This window comes from Methylocella tundrae (assembly GCF_038024855.1).
In the GTDB taxonomy this organism is placed as follows: domain Bacteria; phylum Pseudomonadota; class Alphaproteobacteria; order Rhizobiales; family Beijerinckiaceae; genus Methylocapsa; species Methylocapsa tundrae.
Genome location: NZ_CP139089.1, coordinates 3,720,046 through 3,742,046, shown reverse-complemented (window position 1 = coordinate 3,742,046; position 22,001 = coordinate 3,720,046). Strand labels below are relative to the sequence as shown.

At 62.3% G+C, this 22,001-nt stretch carries 20 protein-coding genes; 5 read left to right on the top strand and 15 right to left on the bottom strand.

What is annotated here, in order from left to right:
• Positions 1-5 precede the first annotated feature (5 nt).
• Genes SIN04_RS19465 through SIN04_RS19455 form a run of 3 tightly spaced genes read right to left on the bottom strand, consistent with a single transcriptional unit; the run spans position 6 to position 3,186 of the window.
• Positions 6-998, bottom strand: a complete 993-nt coding sequence (locus SIN04_RS19465; protein ID WP_134491944.1) for an Hsp33 family molecular chaperone — start codon at positions 996-998, stop codon at positions 6-8.
• Positions 995-1,984, bottom strand: a complete 990-nt coding sequence (gene argF / locus SIN04_RS19460) for an ornithine carbamoyltransferase (protein ID WP_134491942.1) — start codon at positions 1,982-1,984, stop codon at positions 995-997. The genes SIN04_RS19465 and argF overlap by 4 nt, the downstream gene beginning before the upstream one ends.
• Complete coding sequence (locus tag SIN04_RS19455; protein WP_134491940.1) at positions 1,981-3,186, bottom strand: aspartate aminotransferase family protein; 1,206 nt, start codon at positions 3,184-3,186, stop codon at positions 1,981-1,983. Before SIN04_RS19455 ends, argF begins: the two co-directional genes overlap by 4 nt.
• A 604-nt stretch (positions 3,187-3,790) precedes the next feature.
• On the opposite strand from SIN04_RS19455, the gene SIN04_RS19450 reads away from it, so the two are divergent.
• The gene (locus tag SIN04_RS19450; RefSeq protein ID WP_134491938.1) at positions 3,791-4,396 is read left to right on the top strand and encodes a GcrA family cell cycle regulator; all 606 of its coding nucleotides are present in this window, start codon (positions 3,791-3,793) and stop codon (positions 4,394-4,396) included.
• A 278-nt stretch (positions 4,397-4,674) separates the two neighbouring features.
• On the opposite strand, the gene phoB is transcribed toward SIN04_RS19450, so the two are convergent.
• The 8 genes from phoB to SIN04_RS19410 form a co-directional block, all read right to left on the bottom strand.
• Complete coding sequence (gene phoB, locus SIN04_RS19445) at positions 4,675-5,436, bottom strand: phosphate regulon transcriptional regulator PhoB (RefSeq protein WP_134491936.1); 762 nt, start codon at positions 5,434-5,436, stop codon at positions 4,675-4,677.
• Positions 5,437-5,441: 5 nt separating this feature from the next.
• The gene (phoU, locus tag SIN04_RS19440) at positions 5,442-6,155 is read right to left on the bottom strand and encodes a phosphate signaling complex protein PhoU (protein WP_134491934.1); all 714 of its coding nucleotides are present in this window, start codon (positions 6,153-6,155) and stop codon (positions 5,442-5,444) included.
• A 29-nt stretch (positions 6,156-6,184) separates the two neighbouring features.
• On the bottom strand, positions 6,185-6,967 hold the full coding sequence (gene pstB / locus SIN04_RS19435; protein WP_341264160.1) for a phosphate ABC transporter ATP-binding protein PstB: 783 nt from the start codon (positions 6,965-6,967) through the stop codon (positions 6,185-6,187).
• Positions 6,964-7,803: a phosphate ABC transporter permease PstA gene (gene pstA / locus SIN04_RS19430; protein ID WP_174512082.1), complete on the bottom strand. Its 840-nt coding sequence runs from the start codon at positions 7,801-7,803 to the stop codon at positions 6,964-6,966. The genes pstB and pstA overlap by 4 nt, the downstream gene beginning before the upstream one ends.
• Before the next feature lie 3 nt (positions 7,804-7,806).
• A complete protein-coding gene (pstC, locus tag SIN04_RS19425) occupies positions 7,807-8,835 on the bottom strand; it encodes a phosphate ABC transporter permease subunit PstC (RefSeq protein ID WP_423136038.1) in 1,029 nt (342 codons plus the stop codon).
• An 89-nt stretch (positions 8,836-8,924) separates the two neighbouring features.
• On the bottom strand, positions 8,925-9,968 hold the full coding sequence (pstS, locus tag SIN04_RS19420) for a phosphate ABC transporter substrate-binding protein PstS (RefSeq protein WP_341264159.1): 1,044 nt from the start codon (positions 9,966-9,968) through the stop codon (positions 8,925-8,927).
• 194 nt (positions 9,969-10,162) lie between these two features.
• A complete protein-coding gene (locus tag SIN04_RS19415) occupies positions 10,163-11,236 on the bottom strand; it encodes an ATP-binding protein (RefSeq protein WP_134491928.1) in 1,074 nt (357 codons plus the stop codon).
• 281 nt (positions 11,237-11,517) lie between these two features.
• On the bottom strand, positions 11,518-12,564 hold the full coding sequence (locus SIN04_RS19410) for a lysylphosphatidylglycerol synthase domain-containing protein (RefSeq protein ID WP_134491926.1): 1,047 nt from the start codon (positions 12,562-12,564) through the stop codon (positions 11,518-11,520).
• Between the two features lie 719 nt (positions 12,565-13,283).
• On the opposite strand from SIN04_RS19410, the gene SIN04_RS19405 reads away from it, so the two are divergent.
• From SIN04_RS19405 to SIN04_RS19395, 3 genes are all read left to right on the top strand, one after another.
• Positions 13,284-13,475 (top strand): hypothetical protein, encoded by a 192-nt coding sequence (locus tag SIN04_RS19405; RefSeq protein WP_134491924.1) that lies wholly within the window; start codon positions 13,284-13,286, stop codon positions 13,473-13,475.
• Positions 13,476-13,567: 92 nt separating this feature from the next.
• Entirely contained in the window at positions 13,568-14,485 is a 918-nt protein-coding gene (locus SIN04_RS19400; RefSeq protein WP_134491922.1) for a metallophosphoesterase, read from the top strand.
• A gap of 166 nt (positions 14,486-14,651) precedes the next feature.
• On the top strand, positions 14,652-15,581 hold the full coding sequence (locus SIN04_RS19395) for a histone deacetylase family protein (protein WP_134491920.1): 930 nt from the start codon (positions 14,652-14,654) through the stop codon (positions 15,579-15,581).
• A gap of 38 nt (positions 15,582-15,619) precedes the next feature.
• Here the strand turns inward: SIN04_RS19395 and ribB are convergent, their stop codons facing one another.
• The 4 genes from ribB to dapA all read right to left on the bottom strand — a co-directional run bounded on the left by ribB (position 15,620) and on the right by dapA (position 19,558).
• Positions 15,620-16,909, bottom strand: coding sequence for a 3,4-dihydroxy-2-butanone-4-phosphate synthase (ribB, locus tag SIN04_RS19390; protein WP_134491918.1), 1,290 nt, complete (start codon positions 16,907-16,909; stop codon positions 15,620-15,622).
• 84 nt (positions 16,910-16,993) lie between these two features.
• The gene (aroC, locus tag SIN04_RS19385) at positions 16,994-18,109 is read right to left on the bottom strand and encodes a chorismate synthase (RefSeq protein ID WP_341264158.1); all 1,116 of its coding nucleotides are present in this window, start codon (positions 18,107-18,109) and stop codon (positions 16,994-16,996) included.
• Positions 18,110-18,156: 47 nt separating this feature from the next.
• Positions 18,157-18,633 carry an SsrA-binding protein SmpB gene (smpB, locus tag SIN04_RS19380; protein WP_134491916.1) on the bottom strand — a complete coding sequence of 159 codons (477 nt, stop codon included), beginning with the start codon at positions 18,631-18,633 and terminating at the stop codon, positions 18,157-18,159.
• Between the two features lie 28 nt (positions 18,634-18,661).
• Positions 18,662-19,558: a 4-hydroxy-tetrahydrodipicolinate synthase gene (dapA, locus tag SIN04_RS19375; protein WP_134491914.1), complete on the bottom strand. Its 897-nt coding sequence runs from the start codon at positions 19,556-19,558 to the stop codon at positions 18,662-18,664.
• 226 nt (positions 19,559-19,784) lie between these two features.
• Here dapA and SIN04_RS19370 point away from each other — a divergent pair, with 226 nt between their 5' ends.
• A complete protein-coding gene (locus SIN04_RS19370; protein ID WP_134492700.1) occupies positions 19,785-22,001 on the top strand; it encodes a transglycosylase SLT domain-containing protein in 2,217 nt (738 codons plus the stop codon).

The following is a 22,001-nucleotide window of genomic DNA, read 5'->3' as shown; positions in this document are numbered from 1 at the left end:
TCTTTCTACGCGTCGAAGTCCTTCGGATCGAAGACGCGAAAGGTCGAGCAGAATTCGCAGGTGACGCCGATCAGCCCATCGTCGCCGACCATTTCGTCGCGGTCTTCCGCGGAAAATCCGCGCAGCATGGCCTTGACGCCGTCATCCGAGCAGCGGCAGGCGTCACGCACCATTTGCGGGTCGAAAACCTTGACCCCCGGCTCGTGAAACAAACGATAGAGCAGCCGCTCGCTGGACAGGGTCGGATCGACGAGTTCGTGATCCTCGATGGTTGCGACGAGCGCTTTCGCCTCGGTCCAGGCGTCGTCTTCCGCCGGCGCTTCGAGAGACGTCCCCTCCGGCGCATCGCCCGGATGGAGGTCGATCGGCCGGCGCCGCTCGCTGACGCTCGGCAGAAACTGCACCATGAGTCCGCCCGCCCGCCAGCTGACGCCCTGAGCGGTCACGCTCTGCGCGACGGCGAGCCGGACATAGGTCGGAATTTGTTCCGACTGGCGAAAATACTGGTGCGCGGCCTCCTCCAAGCCCTGCCCGGTCAGCGCGACAATGCCCTGATAACGCGCCGCTTCATGGCCCTGATCGACGGTGAAAGCGAGATGGCCGCGGCCGAGGAGATCCTGTCGAAGATCTTGTCCCTTGGCCTCGTCGGCAAGTCCTGCCGCGTCAAAGCGCGCGAAGGCGCGCAGGCGCCCCGGAGCGTCAAAATCCACGACCAGCATATCGACGACGCCGTCACTGCGCGTCTGCAGCTGGAAGCGGCCGTCGATCTTCAGCGACGAGCCGAGCAGGATGGTCAAGGCCAGCGCCTCGCCGAGCAATCGCGCCACAGGCGCCGGGTAGGCGTGCCGGCCTAGAATCTGATCGACGCTCGCCCCGAGCCGCACGACGCGGCCCCGCACGTCGAGTTGCTCGACGGCGAATGGAAGCACCGAGTCGTCGAGTCCGAAATCCGATACAGGACGCGACGCCGGACCGGCAGACTGCGGCCGGTCGATCATGCTCTCGCCCCTCCCGGCGTCTTCCCGTCCTGCAGCAGCATCATATCTTCAAGGCACCAGGCGAGAATCCCTTTTTGCGCGTGCAGCCGGTTTTCGGCTTCATCGAACACGACCGATTGCGGCCCGTCGATGACCTCGTCCGTAACCTCCTCGCCGCGATGGGCCGGAAGGCAGTGCATGAAGATCGCGTCGCTCGCGGCGGCGGCCATGAGTTTGGCGTTGACCTGATAGGGCGCCAGCAGATTGTGCCTGAACGCCTCGTCCTTGTCCCCCATCGACACCCAGCAATCGGAGACGACCGCGTCCGCCCCGTCGACCGCCTCGAAGGGATCGCGCGTGACGTTGAGGCGCGCGCCGGAACGACGCGCCCAGTCGATGAGGTCACGCGGCAACTCCAGCTCCGCCGGCGTCGCGACGTTCAGCGAAAAGTCGAAGCGCTCGGCGGCGTGAACCCAGCTGGCGAGAACATTATTGGCGTCGCCCGACCAGGCGATCGTGCGGCCTTTGATCGGCCCCTTGTGCTCCTCGAAGGTCATGACGTCGGCCATGACCTGACAGGGATGGGACCGCTTCGTCAGCCCATTCACCACCGGCACGCCGGCGTAGCGAGCGAGCTCGATCATGTCGTCATGTTCGAGGATGCGGATGACGATTGCGTCGACAAAACGCGACAGGACGCGCGCCGTATCTGCGATCGTCTCGCCGCGGCCGAGCTGCATTTCCTTGCCGGTGAGCATGATCGTCTCGCCGCCGAGTTCGCGCATGGCGAGATCGAACGACACGCGCGTGCGCGTCGACGGCTTGTCGAAGATCATCGCGAGGACCTTGCCCGCGAGCGGCTGCTCCGCTGCGCGCCGCCCTTTACGCCGCGTGGATTTGATGGCGGCGGAGACGTCGAGAATAGTGCGAAGATCGGACGCCGGGATTTCCGAAAGATCGAGAAAATGCCGGATCGCGACCCTGTCGTCGGGGTTGGAGCGGCTCATCCCTCAGCCTCGCTCAGGGCGGCAGCTTGGCTGCTTTCGAAATGCCTGCACGCGGCGTCGAGACGGCTCAGCCCTTCGGCGATCTCTTCCTCGGTAATGATCAAGGGCGGCAGCACGCGGGCGACATTGTCGCCGGCGGGGATGACCACAATCTTTTCGGCCCGCGCGGCGGCGACGAAATCGGCGACGGGGACGCGCAAGGCGATTCCGAGCATCAGACCCTCGCCGCGAATCTCGGCGATGACCCCGGGATGCGCATTTTGCAGGCCGACGAGGCCTCGCTTCAGCGTCGCGCCGAGCGACGCCACATCAGCAAGGAAGCCTGGCTTCAAAACGACGTCGAGAACAGCATTGCCGACGCTGGTTGCGAGCGGATTGCCGCCATAGGTCGTCCCATGCGTGCCGACGACCATGCCTTTGGCGGCCTCGCGCGTCGCGAGGAAGGCGCCAAGCGGAAATCCGCCGCCGATACCCTTGGCGACCGCCATGATGTCCGGCTTGATCCCCGAATGTTCGCAAGCGAAGAATTTGCCGGTCCGGCCGATGCCGGTCTGCACCTCATCGAGGACGAGAAGGAGGCCGTGCTCGTCGCAAAACGCGCGCAGGCCGCGTAAAAACTCGGCCGAGCCGACGCGAATGCCTGCCTCGCCCTGGATCGGCTCGACCAATATGGCGCCGGTGTGCGGACCGATGGCGGCCTTCGCCGCTTCGAGATCGCCAAACTCGACATTGTCGAAGCCCTCGAGCTTCGGGCCGAAGCCCTCCATGTACTTTGGGTTTCCGCCGGCCGAGACCGTCGCGATGGTCCGCCCGTGGAACGCGCCCTTGAAGGTGATGATGCGATATTTGTCCGGATGGCCGCAGGCCGACTGATATTTGCGCGCGGTCTTGATCGCGCCCTCGACCGCTTCAGCGCCCGAATTGGTGAAGAACACATAATCGGCGAACGTCGCCTCGGTGAGGCGCGCGGCGAGACGTTCGGCCTCAGGAATCTGAAAGAGGTTCGAGGTATGCCAAAGCTTGCCGCCCTGTTTGACCAAGGCTTCGACAAGATGGGGATGCGAATAGCCGAGCGAGGCCACCGCGATGCCGGCGCCGAAATCGAGATATCGCTCACCCGTCGTCGCGGTCAGCCAAACGCCATTTCCATGGTCGAAGGCAAGATCAGCGCGGGCATAGGTGGGAAGCAGCGACGAAGTCACGGTTTCGCTCCGGGTTACAGGCTCGAAGGTTCGATTGCGACCTTCAAAATCAAATGCCGCCCAGCGGGCGGCAAAACTGCTCCTTTTAATCTAGGCATTCCCTCCGGTCTGTCAAATCGAATGGGCGCTCACGGCGCAAGCCTTCGCGCATCCGCCGGGCCAGCCCGGCGCAAGCCGCCTCCACCACTTTTGGCGGCGCGGCGGGACGCAGAGTTCGACGCGCCTCGGATGAGGAATAAACCTGACGCGCCGCCGATCTCCGGCGCCGATGGATCAGCGCCCAATCCCGGGTTCTTCTACGCGTCCAGCGGAACATCTGTTGAAAACGTTTTGAGGACTGTCGCGAAGCTTGCGTGAGATTCAACACCTAGTGTAGCGTTCGGCATAGGAGCTACGACATGTCGTGCGGCGGGCAAGCGGCCTCGAACTTCGTTCGAGCAGTGTAAGGCCGACTGGCGCCGGTCTCAGGTCGCAGCGATGACGACGCCATTGGGAAATGCTCCCAAGATCGAACTTGTTGTTACGGATTCTTTCGATGAGCGCTCGCTTCAAATGCATTGTCAGACCTTCGAATTTCAGATCGCCTCAAATCTAGGAGACCGTGATGTCCTGGACCGATGAACGCATCGAGTTGCTGCAAAAGCTCTGGCTCCAAGGCATGAGCGCCAGCAAGATCGCGAGCGAACTCGCAAATGGACTGACCCGCAACGCCGTCATCGGCAAGGTGTACCGGCTCGGGCTTTCGGGCCGGACCAAGGCTGACGCCCCGCCCGCCACGCAACAGGCGTCGAAACCGCCCGTGCGCCCGCACGCCGGCCGGCCGGCGCCGCATCCGGCGCAAAGCCGGGGCGGGCCAACGCAGGGCGGCCACGGACACGGCGTTTCAGGCCATCTCGCGCAGGCCCAGATCTCGCCGAACACAAGCTTCATTCGCGGCAATACGGCCTTGGCCGTTCAGCCCGTGGCTTTTGCAACGCCGGCGCCCGCGCCAAACCGCGACGTCGTCGTTCCGATCGCTGAGCCGGTAACGATGCTGGAATTGCGCGAGTCCATGTGCAGGTGGCCGATCGGCGATCCGACACAGGCGGACTTTCGCTTTTGCGGCGCGCGCAAGACGCCGGGCGAAGGCCCCTATTGCGGATGCCACGCCGCTATCGCCTATCAGCCGCAGCAGGATCGACGCCGCCAGCGCCCGCAGAAGTCAAGCTGAAGGCGCAGCGCTCCGCTGGTTTTAAGCGCAAGGCCACCTGCGGCTCCGCGCGCCCCGTCGCGGCGCAGCCGGTCTTTTGCACGCCGATAATCTGGCTTTGCCCGCAGGAGCGGCGAGGCCCATCCTCCGCCGATCGCAGTCCAATGTGAAAAAGAGCCCGTTCCGCCAGCTTGCCTTTTGGCCAGCTCCCGGCGCTTCTTTTTGGCGATCATGCGCGCTGCAACCGCCGCATGATCTTGTCTGAAAACCGAAAAACCGGCGCGCGTTCCAGATCGTGGCTATGCCTTGCTGAACGTCTCATCGAAGGAATAGCCGGCTCCCCGCACGGTGCGGATCGGATCCCTTTCACCCGTGTTCGACAGAGCTTTACGCAAACGCCCGACATGCACGTCGACCGTGCGCTCGTCGATTTCCGCCGAAAGGCCCCAGACGCTATCCAGCAATTGCGCGCGCGAAAAAACCCGGCCGGGCTTTTCCATCAAATGTTCAAGCAGGCGAAACTCCGTCGGTCCGAGGTGGACGTCGCGCGAGCCGCGATGAACGCGCCAGTTCTGCCGATCGAGTTCAAGATCCCCCGCCGAAAGGACGCCGGCGACGCGGTCCGGCCGCGCCCGCCGCAGCAGAGCGCGAACGCGCGCCATGAGTTCGGGCACTGAAAACGGCTTGACCACATAGTCGTCGGCGCCGATCGAAAGGCCGCGCACGCGCTCGCTTTCCTCGCCGCGCGCCGTCAGCATGATGACCGGAAGCGTGCGGGTGACCTCGCGCGCGCGAAGCCGGCGGCAGATCTCGAGGCCGGAGACGCCTGGCAGCATCCAGTCGAGAATGATGAGATCGGGGATGACTTCACTCAGCCTGATTTCGGCCTCGTCGCCGCGCTCGACGCGATCGACGACAAAACCCTCCGCCTCGAGGTTGTAGGCGAGGAGCAGGCTCAAAGCGGCTTCGTCCTCGACAACGAGAATGCGGGGAGCTGGCGTCGCGGAGAGGCCGCGTCCCGCGCCGGTCCGGGTTTCAACGGAAGTCTGAATTTCGCTCATGGATTTCAACCCGCTGCGGTCGGCAATTCGGAAAGAACACTGCGGCCCTTCGGACGATCGGCCGGCATGGTTTCGCCGGTCACGAGATAGACCACCGTCTCGGCGATATTGGTGGCGTGATCGCCTATGCGCTCGATGTTTTTTGAACAGAACAAAAGATGCGCGCAGAATGAAATATTGCGCGGATCCTCCATCATGAAGGTCAGCAGGTCGCGAAAGACCGAGTCTTCAAGAGAGTCGAGATCGGCGTCATAGGTCCAGACTTCGCGCGCGCGCGCGGCGTCGCGCTGCGAATAGGCGTCGAGCACGTCCTTCAACAGGATCGCGGCGGAATCGTGCATCGACTTGAGGCCGACGATGGCGCGCGGAATACGCACGTCGGCGGCGACCTTGATGGCGCGTTTGGCGATATTCTTGGCGAGATCGCCAACGCGTTCGAGATCGTTCGATATTCTGATGGTCGCGATGATCTCGCGCAGGTCAACGGCGAGAGGCTGGCGCCGCGCGATCGTTAAGATCGCCTGCTCCTCGATCTCGCGTTGCAGCGTGTCGAGGCGCGGATCGCTGGCGATTGTCGCATGCGCAAGCTGCGTGTCGAAATCGGCGAGGGCGTCCATCGCGTCGGACAGCATTTTTTCAGCGATACCGCCCATTTCCGCGATCTTTTGGCCGAGGCCCTCAAGTTCCGCGTCGTAAGCTCTCACAATATGATCGGACATGTCGTGTTCCTCGAAGCCCTGGCGAGCAATCAGCCGAACCGGCCGGTGATATAGTTCTGCGTCTGCTTTTTCTCGGGCGAGGTAAACACGTGCGATGTCACCCCGAATTCAATAAGCTCGCCAAGATACATGAAGGCCGTGTAGTCAGAGCAGCGCGCCGCCTGCTGCATATTATGCGTGACGATCGCAAGAGTGTAGTTTTCCTTCAGCTCGTCCATCAGCTCCTCGATCTTGGCCGTCGAAATTGGATCGAGAGCCGAGCAAGGCTCGTCCAGGAGGATCACTTCTGGATGAATGGCGACGGTGCGGGCGATGCAGAGCCGCTGCTGCTGGCCGCCGGAGAGCGACAGGCCCGAGGCCTTCAGCTTATCCTTGACCTCCGTCCAGATCGCGGCGCCTTTCAAGGCCGCCTCAACCCTGCCGTCGAGCTCGGATTTGCTGACTTTCTCATAGAGCTTGATGCCGAAAGCGATGTTGTCATAGATCGACATCGGAAACGGCGTCGGCTTTTGAAACACCATGCCGACGCGGGAGCGCAGAAGATTGAGGTCCTGATCCGGCTTCAGGATATTCTCGCCATCGAGCAGCACTTCGCCCTCGGCCCTCTGCTTCGGATAGAGATCATACATGCGGTTCAGCACGCGAAGCAGCGTCGATTTTCCGCAGCCGGACGGTCCAATGAAAGAGGTCACTCTGTTGGTGTAAAGCGGCAGGCTGACGCTCTTCAAAGCGTGAGTCTCGCCGTAGAAAAAATCGAGGTCGCGAACGCTGACCTTCTGCGGCAGATTGGCGATGTTGTTCGTCGCAGTCATTTCGCGGTCCTTTGGGCGCCGAGCACGCGCGCGATGATGGAAAGGGCGAGCACAGCAAGGGTGATGATGAGAGCGCCGGCCCAGGCGAGCTGCTGCCACTCCTTGTAGGGGCTGAGCGCAAACTGGAAGATGACCACCGGAAGGGTCGACATTGGCGCGTTCAGATCGGTGCTGAAGAACTGATTGTTGAGGGCGGTGAAGAGTAATGGCGCCGTTTCCCCGCTGACGCGGGCGACCGCCAGAAGGACGCCTGTGATGAGGCCGGCGCGCGCCGCGCGATAGGACACTTTGCTGATGACGATGGAGCGCGGCAATCCAAGCGCGCTGGCCGCCTCCCGCAATGGATTGGGCACGAGCAGCAGCATATCCTCGGTCGTGCGCACGACGACGGGAACCACGATCACCGCCAGTGCAAAGGCTCCGGCGTAGGCGGAGAAATGACCGACGCGCGCCACCATGATCTCATATATGAAAAGGCCGATGACGATGGACGGCGCGCTGAGCAGAATGTCATTGATGAAGCGCACCACAAAGGTCAGCTTGGTATGACGCCCATACTCGGCCATATAGGTGCCGGCGAGGAGGCCGAGCGGCGTGCCGATGGCGACGCCAAGAAAGGTGATGACGAGGCTGCCCGCGATAGCGTTCAGAAGGCCGCCGGCCGATCCCGGCGGCGGCGTCATCTGCGTGAAGACAGCCGGGGACAGACCGCCAAAGCCCTGAATGAAGAGTTCGAGAAGAATAATGACCAGCCATCCAAGCCCGAACACGGTCGAGGCATAGCACAGTCCCAGATAGATATTGTTGGTGCGCCGACGCCGGCCGTAAAGCGACATGAATCAAGTCCCCGCCTGACGTTCAATCCGCATCAGCATGTAGCGCGCGATCGCGAGAATGAAGAACGTGATGATGAAGAGGATGAGGCCGAGGGCGATCAAAGCGGAGGTGTAAAGGTCTCCGACCGCTTCGGTGAACTCATTGGCGATGCTCGCCGAAATCGTGGTGCCGGGGGCAAGCAGCGAGCCCGAGATGCGATGCGCGTTGCCAATGACGAATGTGACGGCCATCGTTTCGCCGAGCGCGCGGCCAAGGCCCAACATGACCCCGCCAATGACGCCGATGCGCGTGTAGGGAAGAACGATCGACCGGATGACTTCCCAGGTCGTGCAGCCGCAGCCATAGGCCGCCTCCTTGAGCACCACGGGCACGGTTTCAAACACATCGCGCGAAATGGAAGTGACGAAGGGAAGCACCATGATGGCGAGGATGAAGCCGGCTGTCAGAATGCCGATGCCATAGGGCGGCCCCGCGAAAAGCGACGAGAGGACGGGCACGTTCGCGAATGTGTCGATCAGCGCCGGCTGAATGTGCCTTTGCAGAAAGGGCGCAAAGACGAAAAGGCCCCAGATGCCGTAGATGATCGACGGGATTCCTGCCAGAAGCTCGATTGCAATGCCGATCGGGCGGCGCAGCGGCTGCGGGCAGAGTTCGGTCAGAAAGATTGCAACGCCAAGGCCGATTGGCACCGCGAAAATCATGGCGATCGCCGACGTCACCAGCGTGCCGTAGATCGGCGCGAGCGCGCCGAATTTTTCCGTCACGGGGTTCCATGTCTGCGTGCCGAGAAAGCCGAATCCAAACGCCTTGAGGGCGGGAATGGAGCCGACGATCAGGGAGCCGATGACGCCGCCGAGAATGAGCAGAACCGCGAGCGCGGCGCTGAGCGTTAGCAGCCGGAAGCCTCGGTCTTTGAGCTTCAGCCAGTTTAGAATTCTGATCCGGCTCAGCGCCCTGCCGGACACGGCGCCGTCGACTGCGAGGTCCACCACGGCCTTCTCCTTGAGGTCTTTCACTCTCGTTTCCACCAAGAACCGTCCGGGGCGCCGGGTCATTCGTCACGGCGCCCGCCATGCGAGCAGATCAAAGAAGGTCGATGAAATCGCTCTTCCCGCAAGTCTCAGTTCAGAAGCGGCTTGCCGTCGGCGCCCTTGATTTCGGTAGCCCATTCCTTCTTGATCAGAGCCACAACCGAGTCAGGCAGCGGTACGTAATCAAGTTCCTCGGCGGCCTTATCGCCCTTCTCATAGGCCCAGCTAAAGAACTTCAGAGCCGCAGCGGCGGCGGCGTCGTCCTGGGGCGCTTTGTGCATCAGGATAAAAGTGGCGCCCGCGATCGGCCAGGACTGCGCGCCCGGCTGGTCTGTCAGGATCTGGTAAAATCCCGGCGCATTAGCCCAGTCGGCGTTCGCGGCGGCGGCCTTGAAGCTCTCGGCCTCGGGGGCCACGGACTTGCCGTCCTTGTTGATCATATTGACGAATGTCATCTTGTTCTGTTTGGCGTAGGCGTATTCCACGTAGCCGATTGCGCCTCTCGTCTGAATGACGTTATTGGCGACGCCTTCATTGCCCTTGGCGCCGATGCCCGCGGGCCATTCGACAGCAGTACTGGCTCCGACCTTGGACTTCCAGTCAGCGCTCACCTTCGAGAGATAATCGGTCCAGATGAATGTCGTTCCAGACCCATCGGAACGATGAACGACCACGATCGCCATTGACGGCAATTTCACTTTTGGGTTCAACTTCTGGATCGCCGGGTCATCCCAGGTCTTGATCTCGCCGAGGAAAATCCTGGCGAGCGTCGGGCCGTCGAGCAGCAATTCACCGGGCTTGATTCCGTCGAGGCTGACCACCGGCACATCACCGCCAGTCACGGTCGGAAACTGCACAAGGCCCGCTTCCTGGAGCTCCTCAGGCTTGAGCGGCATGTCAGATGCGCCAAACGTCACGGTCTTGGCTTTGATCTGCTTGATCCCGCCGCCCGAACCGATCGATTGATAGTTCAGTCCGAGACCGGTTTCCTTCTTATAGGTATCCGCCCATTTGGCATAAATCGGATACGGAAATGTGGCGCCGGCGCCGGAGATATCCGCCGCGTCGGCCGCACCGCCGGCGAGCCCTATCGCGACGGTCGCGAGCGCCGTTCGCAGGAACGAGAAATTCATCGAATGCCTCTTCGTTGGCTGAATGTATGGAGAGCGCCAGGACGCCGAACTGTAAATCGCCAATCCCGCACGTCATCGCTCCGTGGAAGGCCGAAGGCAGGGTTTCCAAATCAGCCCACCAGCCGAAACTAAGTGGTCTTCAAGAGCTCCGTATGAAGCTTACATGACACTTTCATGACAGTGGCCGCTTAAATTCAGCTCGCGTAGAGCGGAAGGGTCACGCTGAATGTCGAACCCTGCTCAGGCAGTGATTCAATGCCGAGACGGCCGCGATGGCGCGCGACGATATGCTTGACGATGGCAAGGCCAAGCCCAGTCCCCCCTTTAGCTCGGCTTTGGCCGGCGTCCACCCGATAGAAGCGCTCGGTCAGGCGCGGCAAATGTTCCGGCGCGATGCCAGGACCGTGATCGCGGACGCTGAACACGCAGTGACGCTCCTGGGAAAGCAGCGTGATCTCGACGTCTCGATCCTCGCAGCCAGGATCGCTCGCGCCATATTTGATCGCGTTTTCGACGAGATTTTCGACAACGCGCAACAATTCGTCGCGATCGCCGGGGACGATCACCGAGGCCGGCGCGTCGACATGGAGGACGGTGTTATTTTCCAGCGCCATCGGCGCGAGTGTGTCAGCGATGTGACGAAGAATTGTGACAAGATCGACCGGCGACTGCGGCAGCAGATGCAGATTCTGTTCGATGCGGGACAGCGACAGCAAATCATCGACAAGGCGCGTCATGCGCCTCGCCTGCTCCCGCATGATGCCTAGAAATTTCACCCGCGCCTGTTCGTCGTGACGCGCCGGGCCTTGCAGTGTTTCGACGAAGCCGAGCAGCGAAGCGAGCGGCGTGCGCAGCTCATGGCTTGCGTTGGCGACGAAATCGACTCGCATGCGCTCGACCCGCCGCGCCTCGCTGAGGTCGCGCAAGGTCAGGATCATCGTCGCCGAACCGGGGGGGCCCTCCATCGGAGCGACGTTGAGTTCAAAGAACCGTTCGACCGGCACGCGATCGAGCCACGTGGCGCGTTCCGGCCGGCCAGAGGCGCGCGCGCGCATGACGGCGTCGAGAACATCCGGCGCGCGCAGCCCCCGCGCCAGCAAAAGATCAGGCCGCAGCGCCGGGAAAAGGGCCAGCGCCGGGGCATTGACGGCGACGACGCGATCGCTCGCATCAATGACGATCACGCCTTCCGGCAAAGCGTCGATGAGCCGCGCCGCCATCAGGCGGTCCCGGGCCGGCAAGCTCCTGACGGCGGCGAGAGTTTTCATGACCCTCTGTCATTGGCGGCGCGTTCAGCGCCTTGCGCGAGAAATCCGGTCAAGCTTCATTCAGCCTTGGTTGCGAGACGCGCGGCCTGTAACGGAGCGCGAATCGAATGTAAATTGAAACAGATGATTAAAACTCTTTTTTGACAGTCGCCCGCGTCCCTTGCGAGAGGCGCCGCTGAATCAATCAGCTTGCCATCCGCGCTCCGCCGCCAAGGCGCCCTCAACGCAAGACGTGCGGGGAGCCTCCTCTTCGCCAGGCTGCGCCGGCGACGCCCTTCCGGTCAGCCGAGATCGTCCACCTGCGCTTCAGTGCGGTCCATTGCTTCGCGCAGGCTTTTCCAGCGCCGGAAGGCCTCATGCGCGCCAAGAAGAGCCAGGGCGAGAATGAAGGGCGCGATATAATAGATGGCGCGAAACAGCAGCAAAGAAGCCAGCAAGGGCTCCTGCGCAATTCCAGGCAAGGCCTTCAGCATGGTCGCCTCGAACACGCCAATGCCGCCCGGCGCATTGCTGGCGACGCCGAGAATGCAGCCAAACACATAGGTTGCGGCGAAAGTGAAGAAATCGATGTGGAGCTGCTGAGGCAGCAGCACATAAAGCACCCCGGCGGCGGCGCACTGGTCGACGACGCCAAGGACGATCTGGCCGAGCGACAATGCAAGGCCCGGCAGCTCCAGCCGGAAACCCTGGATCCGGACAGTGCGGCGACGGACCGTCACCCATGTGAGATAGCAAAGGATGCCGCCGATCAGCCCCGCGCCGATCAGCATATTCAACGCAGGGGTGAGATGATTGATTGCGCTGATCGCCTCCGACCGGAAGGCGAGCCCCGCGCCGATCACGAGAATCATGCCGATCCAGAATGTCACTCCGGCGATGATCGTGAGGCTCGCGACCTTGCTCGCCGCAAGCCCCACCTGGGAATAAATCCAGTAGCGGACCGTACCCGCGGTGATCAAAGGAAAGCCGAGCACGAAGGAAATTGCATAGCTGGTGAAAGAAGCGAGCGCCGTCGTTTTATAAGGCACGCGAACGCGCAATTGGCGCAGCGCCAGCGCGTCATATCCGGTCAAGGCGAGGAAGGACACGCCAGCCAGCAAGGCCGCCCAGGCGATCTGATCATTGCCCGTCGCCGCGATCGCCCGCTGCAAATCGGCGAGATTGACGCCGGAAAGGGTGCGAATGAGGACGTAAATCGAGAAGGCCGCAATCGCAACGCTGAAGCCGGCGGCCAGCTTTTTTCCGAAGGAGCGGTGATGCGCCGCCACGCTGCGCACGCTCCGCGCATGGGCGTCCTCCAGCGGAGCTTCATAAAAGAGCGGAGCCATCTCTCGCGGCGAGCCAGCCGCCCCCCCGCCGTCGGATTGAGGCCGGACGTTGTTATGCATAAGTCCCTGATCCAAAACTTCTGGTCCCTGGCGATCCTCGCTTCTGACCCGCCTCGCGGATCAATAAGAAGGCGCCGCGGGGGTCATATGGGCGTGCTTATGCGGCGCGAACGCGACACTAGCAAGGCCTCGCCATGAAGACGTCATTTGTTCGTCGCTCCAAGACAATTCTTGATACACATCTCAACTGACCGTGATCACGTCTTAATTTAAGGCCGGGATCTTCGTTTGCTTGGCTTTTCGTAACCATTTCCAGCATTTTGCGCCCAAATTCGGGACGAAGTGCGAAAACCTTGTTAACCGTCGCGCAAGCGCCCAAAGCCTAACCTCGTCGCATTCAAACCGAAGCTCGGCTGATTGAATATGCCGGGATGCGCGGATCAGGCCTGCCAAACCGCAGAACTTGCGGGCTTCGGCTTCGTTCCCGGCCTTAAAAAATCGGCCCGGCGACCGATATATACAGACTCGAGACGAGATTCAGCGTTGAGCGAGGAGCGTAATCGCACAGCGCAGCCGTGGAAAAGCGGTTTTCATCAGCAAACGGCGATCGGTTTTCCCCGTCCCGTCGAAAGCGTTAGAGGGCGTTAACTTTCCCGTTTCATGATCTTTTGATCGATCTCGGGAAACTTCATTCTCCTCGCATCAGAAGAGCAAAGTCGATGACCCACCAGGATAATCCTCAACCGGCCCCGGCCCCTCAAAGCGGCGCACGCGACCTCCTCTCGAGGCTTTATCGCGAAATCGGGATTTCCGCGGTCGCCGCGGCCCTTGAATCCAACAAGCGCCCCAAGGCGAAGGAGATCGAGTCAGCCAAGAATCCGGCCGTGCTGCGCGAAGAGAAAGCCGCGTAAAAGCAAGGCGGCGACGCGCGTACCGCCGGAATGGAAAGCGCCGGCTCTGCCTCCGGGTTGGCTCTATGGGCCATGTGCGGTATAGATTTTATATGACTCATCTCAGCCGCCGGCTTTTCCTCCAGACCGTCGGCGGTGCAGCTTGGGCGACCGCTGGCTTTGGCTCCTACGCTTTCGCGTTCGAGCCGGGCCTTCGACTCAAGGTGACCCCCTATGAGGTGACGCCGCCCAATTGGCCTTCGGCGCTGAAGCTGAGGGCCGTGGTGCTGGCCGATATTCACGCTTGCGATCCCTGGATGCCGGCCGCCCGCGTCCGCTCGATTGCCGAACTGTCCAATGCGCTGCAGCCTGACATTGTCTTCCTGCTCGGCGATTTCAGCGGCGGCCATACGATTTTGACCGAAGCCGTCATGCCCGACGAATGGGGCGAGGCGCTTTCGGTGCTCAAGGCTCCGCTCGGGGTCTACGCCGTTCTCGGCAATCATGATTGGCTGCATGGACCGCTGCCCAACATGCCGGGCGACGACGCGGCCGGCGTGCGCAACGCCTTGAGGGCGGCCAATATCAGGGTGCTTGAAAATGACGCGGTCCGCCTGACCAAAGACGGTCAGCCGTTTTGGCTCGCAGGCCTTGGCGATCAACTCGCGGGACCGAAGGACCGGCCGTTTGGCGGCGGCGTCGATGATTTGCCTGGAACGCTGGCTTTGATCACCGATTCCGCCCCGGTGATCATGCTCGCGCATGAGCCCTTCGTATTTCGGCGCATGCCGGCGCGGGTCGACCTCACCTTATGCGGACACACGCATGGCGGCCAGGTCAATCTCCCGCATGTCCAGGCGCGATATGCGCGCGCCTTCAGCAATCTGGTTTACGGTCATATCATAGAGCAAAATCGCAATCTGATCATTTCCGGCGGCCTCGGCACATCGCACGTCCCGGTGCGTTTCATGCGGCCGCCGGAACTCGTCGAAGTCGCGATCAGCGCGGCGGCGCCCAACGGCGATTCCTGAACCGCCTTTTGCGGCGGCCGGACGCCGCAGACGGGTCGCTTTCATCGCCGGGCTTCATTCCTCGCCGAGTTTCAATGGACAGAGCGCGCCGAAGGCAATATGGGAGATTTCGCGCCCTGTTTCGCGAGCATCCGCAGCGTAACCCGCACTGGAGCGAGCCGCCTCCGTGACGACGCTTTTTATGAGTCATCCGTCGTGTCTCGACCATGACACAGGTCCTGGCCATCCCGAACGCGCGGACCGCATTCGCGTCATAGAGCGCACATTTGAAAGCGAGATCTTTCAAATGCTGCATCGCGATCTAGCGCCCGAACTCGATTACGACGCCCTGCTTCGCGTTCATCCCGCCGAATATATCGAACGGATCAGGGCGGCGATGCCGACAGAGGGGCTGGTCGACATCGCCGAGGATGTCGTGATCAGCCCCGGCACCTGGGAGGCCTTGTCGCATTCGGTCGGCGGGACGGTGGCGGCGGTCGACGACGTGATGCGCGGCCTTTCAAAAAACGCCTTCGTCGCGATGCGCCCGCCTGGCCACCATGCCGAGACAGCCCGGCCGATGGGGTTTTGCATTTTCAATCTCGCCGCGATCGCGGCGCGGCGAGCGCAGACTGCGCATGGCGCCGAACGCGTGGCGATCGTCGATTTCGACGTCCACCACGGCAATGGAACGCAGCAGATTTTCTGGTCCGACCCATCGGTTCTTTATGCTTCGACGCATCAAATGCCGCTTTATCCCGGCACCGGCGCGCTCGGTGAATGCGGCGCCTGCGACACGATCGTCAACGCGCCTTTGCCAGAGGACGCTGGCAGCAAAATGTTCCGGGAGGCGATGGAGACGCGGATTCTGCCGCGGGTCGAGGCCTTCGCGCCGGATCTCATCGTCATTTCGGCCGGATTCGACGGCCATCGCTTCGATCCGGTCGGCGGACTTCATCTCGAGGTCGCGGATTTCTCCTGGATCACGAACCGGCTCATGGACATTGCCGAGCGCCGCGCCAACGGCCGCATCGTGTCGGTCCTCGAAGGCGGCTATGATCTCGAAGCGCTCGCCCGTTGCGCCTCCGCGCATGTGCAGACGCTGATGGGCGCCTAACGCACGATGATCTCGGGCGGCGCCGCTCAACCTCGGCTTTATTCAACGCCTTCGCTGGCGACGATCTCGATGCCGAATCCGGAGAGGCCGACATAAGTCATCGGCCGCGAGGTGCGCAGCCGGATCGACGAAACGCCGAGATCGCGCAGAATCTGAGCGCCAAGACCGACTTCGCGCCAGGCCTTTGTCCGCTGCGCCTCGGAATCGGCCGGCTGCTCGTCGGCGATCGTCACGGGGACGCCCGCCGCGCCGTCGCGCAAATAGATAAAGACGCCACGCCCGTTCTTTTTGAAGGCGGCGAAAGTACGCTTAATGCTGTCGCCGCCGGTAATGACGTCCGCGATGATGTCGACCCTGTGCAGACGCGTCGGCATATCGCGGCCGTCGCCAATCTCGCCCTGCACGAAGGCGAAATGCTGGACCTGATCGAAGGGCGTCATATAGGCGTAGCCGGTCAAGGGGCCGCTCGGGCCCTCGACGTGGAAGGTATTGACCCGCTCGACGATTTTTTCGCGCGCCTGCCGATAGGCGATCAAATCCGCGACCGAGATCCGTTTGAGACCGTGCTCTTGTGCGAAAGCCTCGATCTGCTGCCCCGCCATCACCGTTCCGTCGTCATTGGCAAGTTCACAAATCACGCCGACCGGCGGCAGCCCGGCGAGGCGTACGAGATCGACCGCGGCTTCGGTATGGCCGGAGCGCATCAGCACGCCGCCTTCCTTGGCGATCAGCGGAAACACATGGCCCGGGCGCACGAAATCCGCCGCGCCCATGTTGCCGTTGGCGAGCGCGCGAACCGTATTGCTGCGCTGTTCGGCGGATATTCCCGTCGTCAGCCCGTGCTTGACATCGACCGAGACGGTGAAAGCGGTCCCATGCGGCGCATCATTCATCGCCACCATCGGCTGAAGGCTAAGGCGCTTGGCGTCACGCAGCGTGATCGGCGTGCAGACGATGCCGCAGCAATGGCGGATGATGAAGGCCATTTTCTCCGGCGTGCAGAGCGCGGCGGCGCAGATAAGGTCGCCTTCGTTCTCGCGGTCGTCGTCATCCGTGACGATGACGATTTCGCCGCGCGCAATGGCTTCGATGGCCTGCGAGACGGACTGACCCATGGCCGCAATCTCCTTCAATTCGGCGATCTTCAGAAAATCATTCGGCGTCACCGCGCCCCCGGTTTCACGCAAGAGATGCTCGGCCGTCTCGCGCGATACCCAGGCGTCGCCCTGGTTGCAGAGCTGTGAAATCGAAGCTTTGGACAGCCCGGTCCTGCGCGCGAACTCCGCTTTGCTGACATTGTTGTGCTTCAGCCAATCACCGAGCTTCATGCCGAAGCCAACGCCTTTACGAGCCTGCCTGCGCGTTTAGTTAGGCTAAACTTCTTTCCGCATCAAGGTTTAGAATAAATAAATTCATGGCCGCGATGGCCACGCCGGGCTTTCGCCGACCTGCCCGCGATGGCGCAAAAACTGGTCTGCGAGGACACAGGCGACCATCGCCTCGCCGACCGGCACGGCCCGGATGCCGACGCAAGGGTCGTGGCGCCCCTTGGTCACGATCTCCGCCTCGGTCCCGCTGCGATCGATGGTGCGGCGCGGCTGCAAGATCGAGGATGTCGGCTTCACGGCAAAGCGCGCGACGATCGGCTGTCCAGTGGAAATGCCCCCCAGAACCCCTCCGGCATGATTCGACAGGAAAAGCGGCCTGCCGTCGTTTCCAAAGCGCATTTCATCGGCGTTTTCTTCGCCGGTCAGTTCAGCGCTGGCGAAACCCTCGCCGATTTCGACGCCTTTGACCGCATTGATGGACATCAAGGCGCTCGCGAGCTCCGCGTCGAGCTTGCCATAAATCGGAGCGCCCCACCCTGCCGGCGCATTCTCGGCTACGATCTCGATGACGGCCCCGATCGAGGAGCCGGCTTTGCGAACGCCGTCGAGATAGGATTCAAAGAAGGCCGCGGCTTTGGCGTCGGGACAAAAAAACGGATTCTTCGCGCATTCGTCCCAGTCCCAGTTCGCCCGGTCGATTTTGTGCGGACCCATCTGCACCAGCGCGCCGCGAATGAGGACGCCGGGGATGATCTTGCGCGCCACGGCGCCGGCCGCGACCCGCGTCGCCGTCTCCCGCGCAGAAGAGCGGCCGCCGCCGCGATAGTCGCGGACGCCATATTTGGCGTCATAGGCGTAGTCGGCATGGCCTGGCCGATAAACAGTCTTGATGGCGTCGTAATCTTTCGAGCGCTGGTCCGTGTTTTCAATCAAAAGCGCGATCGGCGTTCCGGTCGTAACCTGCCGCCCCGTCTGCGGATCGTCGAATACGCCGGAGAGAATTTTGACCTTGTCGGCCTCCTGCCGCTGCGTCGTGAAGCGGCTCTGGCCCGGGCGTCGGCGCTCGAGGAAGACCTGAATATCCTCCTCGGCCAGTTCGATGCGCGGCGGACAGCCGTCGACAACGCAGCCGATCGCCGGCCCGTGGCTCTCGCCAAAGGTGGTGACGCGGAAAAGATGGCCGAAACTATTGTGAGACATGGATTAGCCCGCAATTAAATCGGGACTGAAAAACGCGGTCGCAAGCATCAGCCCTTCTCCCGCATGAGACGGCTCTTCTCGCGGCTCCAGTCGCGTTTCTTCTCGGTCTCGCGCTTGTCATGCAACTGTTTTCCGCGCGCGAGGGCGATCTCGATCTTCGCCCGGCCTTTGTCGTTGAAATAGATCTTCAGCGGCACGATCGTCATGCCTTCGCGCTCGGTCCCCTGCGCCAGCTTGGCGAGTTCGCGCGCGTGCAGAAGCAGTTTGCGCGGCCGCTTCGGCTCATGGTTGAACCGGTTGGCCTGCAGATATTCCGGGATGTTCGCATTGATGAGAAAGAGTTCGCCGGAGCGGCCGATCGAGGCGTAGCTTTCCGCGATGGTCGCCTTGCCCGTGCGCAGCGATTTGACTTCGGTGCCCGTCAGCATGATGCCCGCCTCGAAGGTTTCCCCTATCTCATAATTATACCGCGCCCGTCGATTGTCCGCGGCTATCTTGAAAAGACTCTCTTTTTTTGGGGCCACTCAAAGCGCCTCACGCATCAAGGAAAGCTCAGGCATCGACAAGCAGCCCGGCATGGATGAGGGCGGCGTTGATCGGCGCATGCGCTTTCTCGCTCGCCTTTAACATAGGCGCGCGAACCTCTTCCGTGATCTTGCCAAGCGCCGCCAGCGCATATTTCGGCCCAGCCGGATTTGGCTCGATGAAAAGAGCCTGATGCAAGGGGCTCAGCCGATCGTTCAGCTTCAGCGCGCGGGCGAAATCATTGCTGAGGCAGGCGTCCTGCATGTCGGCGCAGAACTTCGGCGCAATGTTCGACGTCACCGAGATGCAACCGTGGCCACCGAGCGCCATCACCGCGACCGCAGTCAGATCCTCGCCGGACAGCTGGATGAAATCAGGTCCAAGCGCCTCCCTTTGCTGCGCCGTGCGGGCGAGATTGCCCGTCGCATCCTTGACGCCGGCGATGTTTTTCAGCTCGAACAGCCGCTTCATCGTTTCGACCGAGATGTCGACCACGGAGCGCGGCGGGATATTGTACAGGATGATCGGGATGCCGACGGCGTCGTTGATCGCCTTGTAATGCTGATAAAGCCCCTCCTGTGAGGGCTTGTTGTAATAGGGCGCGACGATGAGCAGGCCATCGGCGCCCGCCTTCTCGGCAAAACGCGACAGCTCGATCGCCTCATGCGTATTGTTCGAGCCCGTCCCGGCGATCACCGGCACGCGGCCCCTCGCCTCCTTGATGCAGGTCGCAATGACGTCGCGATGTTCGGCGTGCGACAAAGTCGGGCTTTCCCCGGTCGTGCCCGCGGGCGACAAGCCATGCGTGCCGCTCTCGATCTGCCAATCGACCAACGCCCGATAGGTCGCTTCATCAAAGGCGCCATCCTTGAAAGGCGTGACGAGAGCGGTGATGGATCCCCTAAATGCCGCCTTTTTCGTCATTATCGCTAACCTTTCACCAATCCGCCCGATCAAGGCCGCATTTTACAGGCTGAGTTTCTGGCGCTGTTTGAGCTGCGCGGACCAGACACATAGACGTCAATGAGCCTTTCGAAAAGGCCCGCCTGACGACAAACCCTCTGCGCTGACTGCGATAATTCGTCCTTTGTTAATAAGGAAGGGTTCAGACTCATCGTTTGGAGCATTGATGACCAGGATTGACCGAGGCATGCTCACGAGGTCATATCTCTTCAGCCCGCCCCGCGTCCGGCTCATCGGTTCGAGCCTTTCCGGTCCAAGGCTCAATGGCGCGAGGCTGGCGATCGGGATCGGCGCCCTCGCGCTCGGCCTCAGCGGGGCCTATGTCAAGCAGAAGGGTCTTGGCTTCTCCCCTTCCGACTGGCCGGAGCCAATCCGCGCGCTCCTTGCCCCCGAGCCGCGATTCGCGCCGCCCGCCGTGCCATTTCTGCGCGAAGAGGCGCCCGACGAGGATGACGCCGACATTGGCGCCCGCCCCGAAGCACCGCCGGTCAATCTGACCACGGCAGCCCATGAACTCGGACGCGACCTCGCCGGGTTCAAGGAAGCGATCTCCTTCTATAAATCCGGCGATCTGGCGGGCGGCGACGCCGCCGCGAAGGCCGCTACGGACCCGATCGTTCAAACGGCGCTCGAATGGATTGCGCTGCGGACATTTTCCCGCGAATCGGGCTTCGACCGTATGCAGGCCTTCATCGCGGCGCATCCCTCCTGGCCAGCGCAGGGCTGGCTGCGCAAACTCAGCGAAGAGGCCTTGTTCGGCGACCGCAAGAAATCGGCTCTGATCAAATCCTATTTCTCGACATCCGAGCCTCAGACGCCGGCGGGCAAGCTCGCACTCGCGCGCGCGCTGAAAGACGATGGCAAGAGCGCTGAGGCCGCCGCCCTCGTGCGCGGCGTCTGGCGCGAGGCCGATCTCAACGCCGCGCTCGAAGCAAAGATCAGAGCCGATTTTGGCTCCTATCTCGAAAAGGCCGATCACAAATATCGCGCCGAACGCCTGCTCTACAAGGAGCAGACGGCAAATGCGATGCGCGCCGCGGTCCTCGCGGGGCCGGATGTCGTCGCCCTTGCCCGCGCGCGCGCGGCTGTCATCGCGGAGGCGCCGAGCGACAAACTCCTCGCCGCAGTGCCTGCCCCCTTGCGCGCGGACGCGGGCTATAAATTCGCGATGATTCAAAAACTGCGGCGTGCGGACAAAATCAGCGAAGCCGTCGCCCTCATGCTGGCGGCGCCGCGCGACCCGATCGTCCTGATCAATGGCGATGAATGGTGGGTCGAGCGCCGTCTCCTGGCGCGAAAGCTCCTCGACGGGGGCGATGCGAAAACCGCGTACAAAATATGTGCGGAACATTCCGCGATGACGCGGGAGATGCAGATCGAGGCCGAGTTCCACGCCGGCTGGATCGCGCTGCGCTTCCTCAACGACCCTGCCCGCGCCGCAGCGCATTTCGACACGCTGATCAAGCTTGCCGCGACGCCAATGTCCAGGGCGCGGGCGGCCTACTGGCGTGGCCGCGCCGCCGAGGCCTCCGCGAACCCGGACGCGGCCGGGACGGCGAAAGCCTTTTATGAGCAGGCGGCAACGCATCCCGCAACCTATTACGGGCAACTCTCGCGCGAAAAACTCGGGCTGAGCGCGGCTCCGATCCGTATGCCGGCGACCGAGGCGGCGGGCGAGGCGCGCGACCCATCCGTCAAGGTGATCGAACTTCTCTACGCCGTCGGCGAGAAAGCCCTCGCCTATCCGCTCGTCCTTGAGGCGGCCCGCCACCTCGAGGACCCCGCGCAAGTCGCCGCGCTCGCGAAAGTCGTCGCGCGGCAGCAGGACGCGCATGTCTCGCTCACTGTCGGCAAGATTGCGAGCCAGCGCGGCATTGCTCTCGATGAGCTCGCCTTTCCGACCTATGGCGTTCCGGCGTTTCAGCCTTTGCCGAATTCGGCCGACCCTTCCGTCGTCTATTCGATTGCGCGCCAGGAGAGCGCGTTCGATACGAGCGCGGTTTCGAGCGCCGGCGCCAAGGGCTTGATGCAGATGATCGCCGCGACCGCGCGAACCACGGCCCAGCGCGCTGGCGTCGCATTCGACGAGAACAGGCTCATCGCCGACGCCGCCTTCAATGCGCAGCTCGCCGCCGCCCATCTCGGCCAACTCCTCGCCGAGAGCCGCGGCTCCTACATCCTCGCCTTCGCGTCCTATAACGCCGGCGGCAGGCGAGTGAAGCAATGGCTCGACGCTTATGGCGATCCGCGCAAGCCGGGCGTCGATGCAATCGATTGGGTGGAGCGCATTCCGTTCACCGAGACGCGGAATTATGTCCAGCGCGTCATGGAGAATCTCAACATCTATCGCATCCGCTTCACCGCCGCGCCCATGCAAAAGGCCGAAGCCGAAGCAAATCCCTAA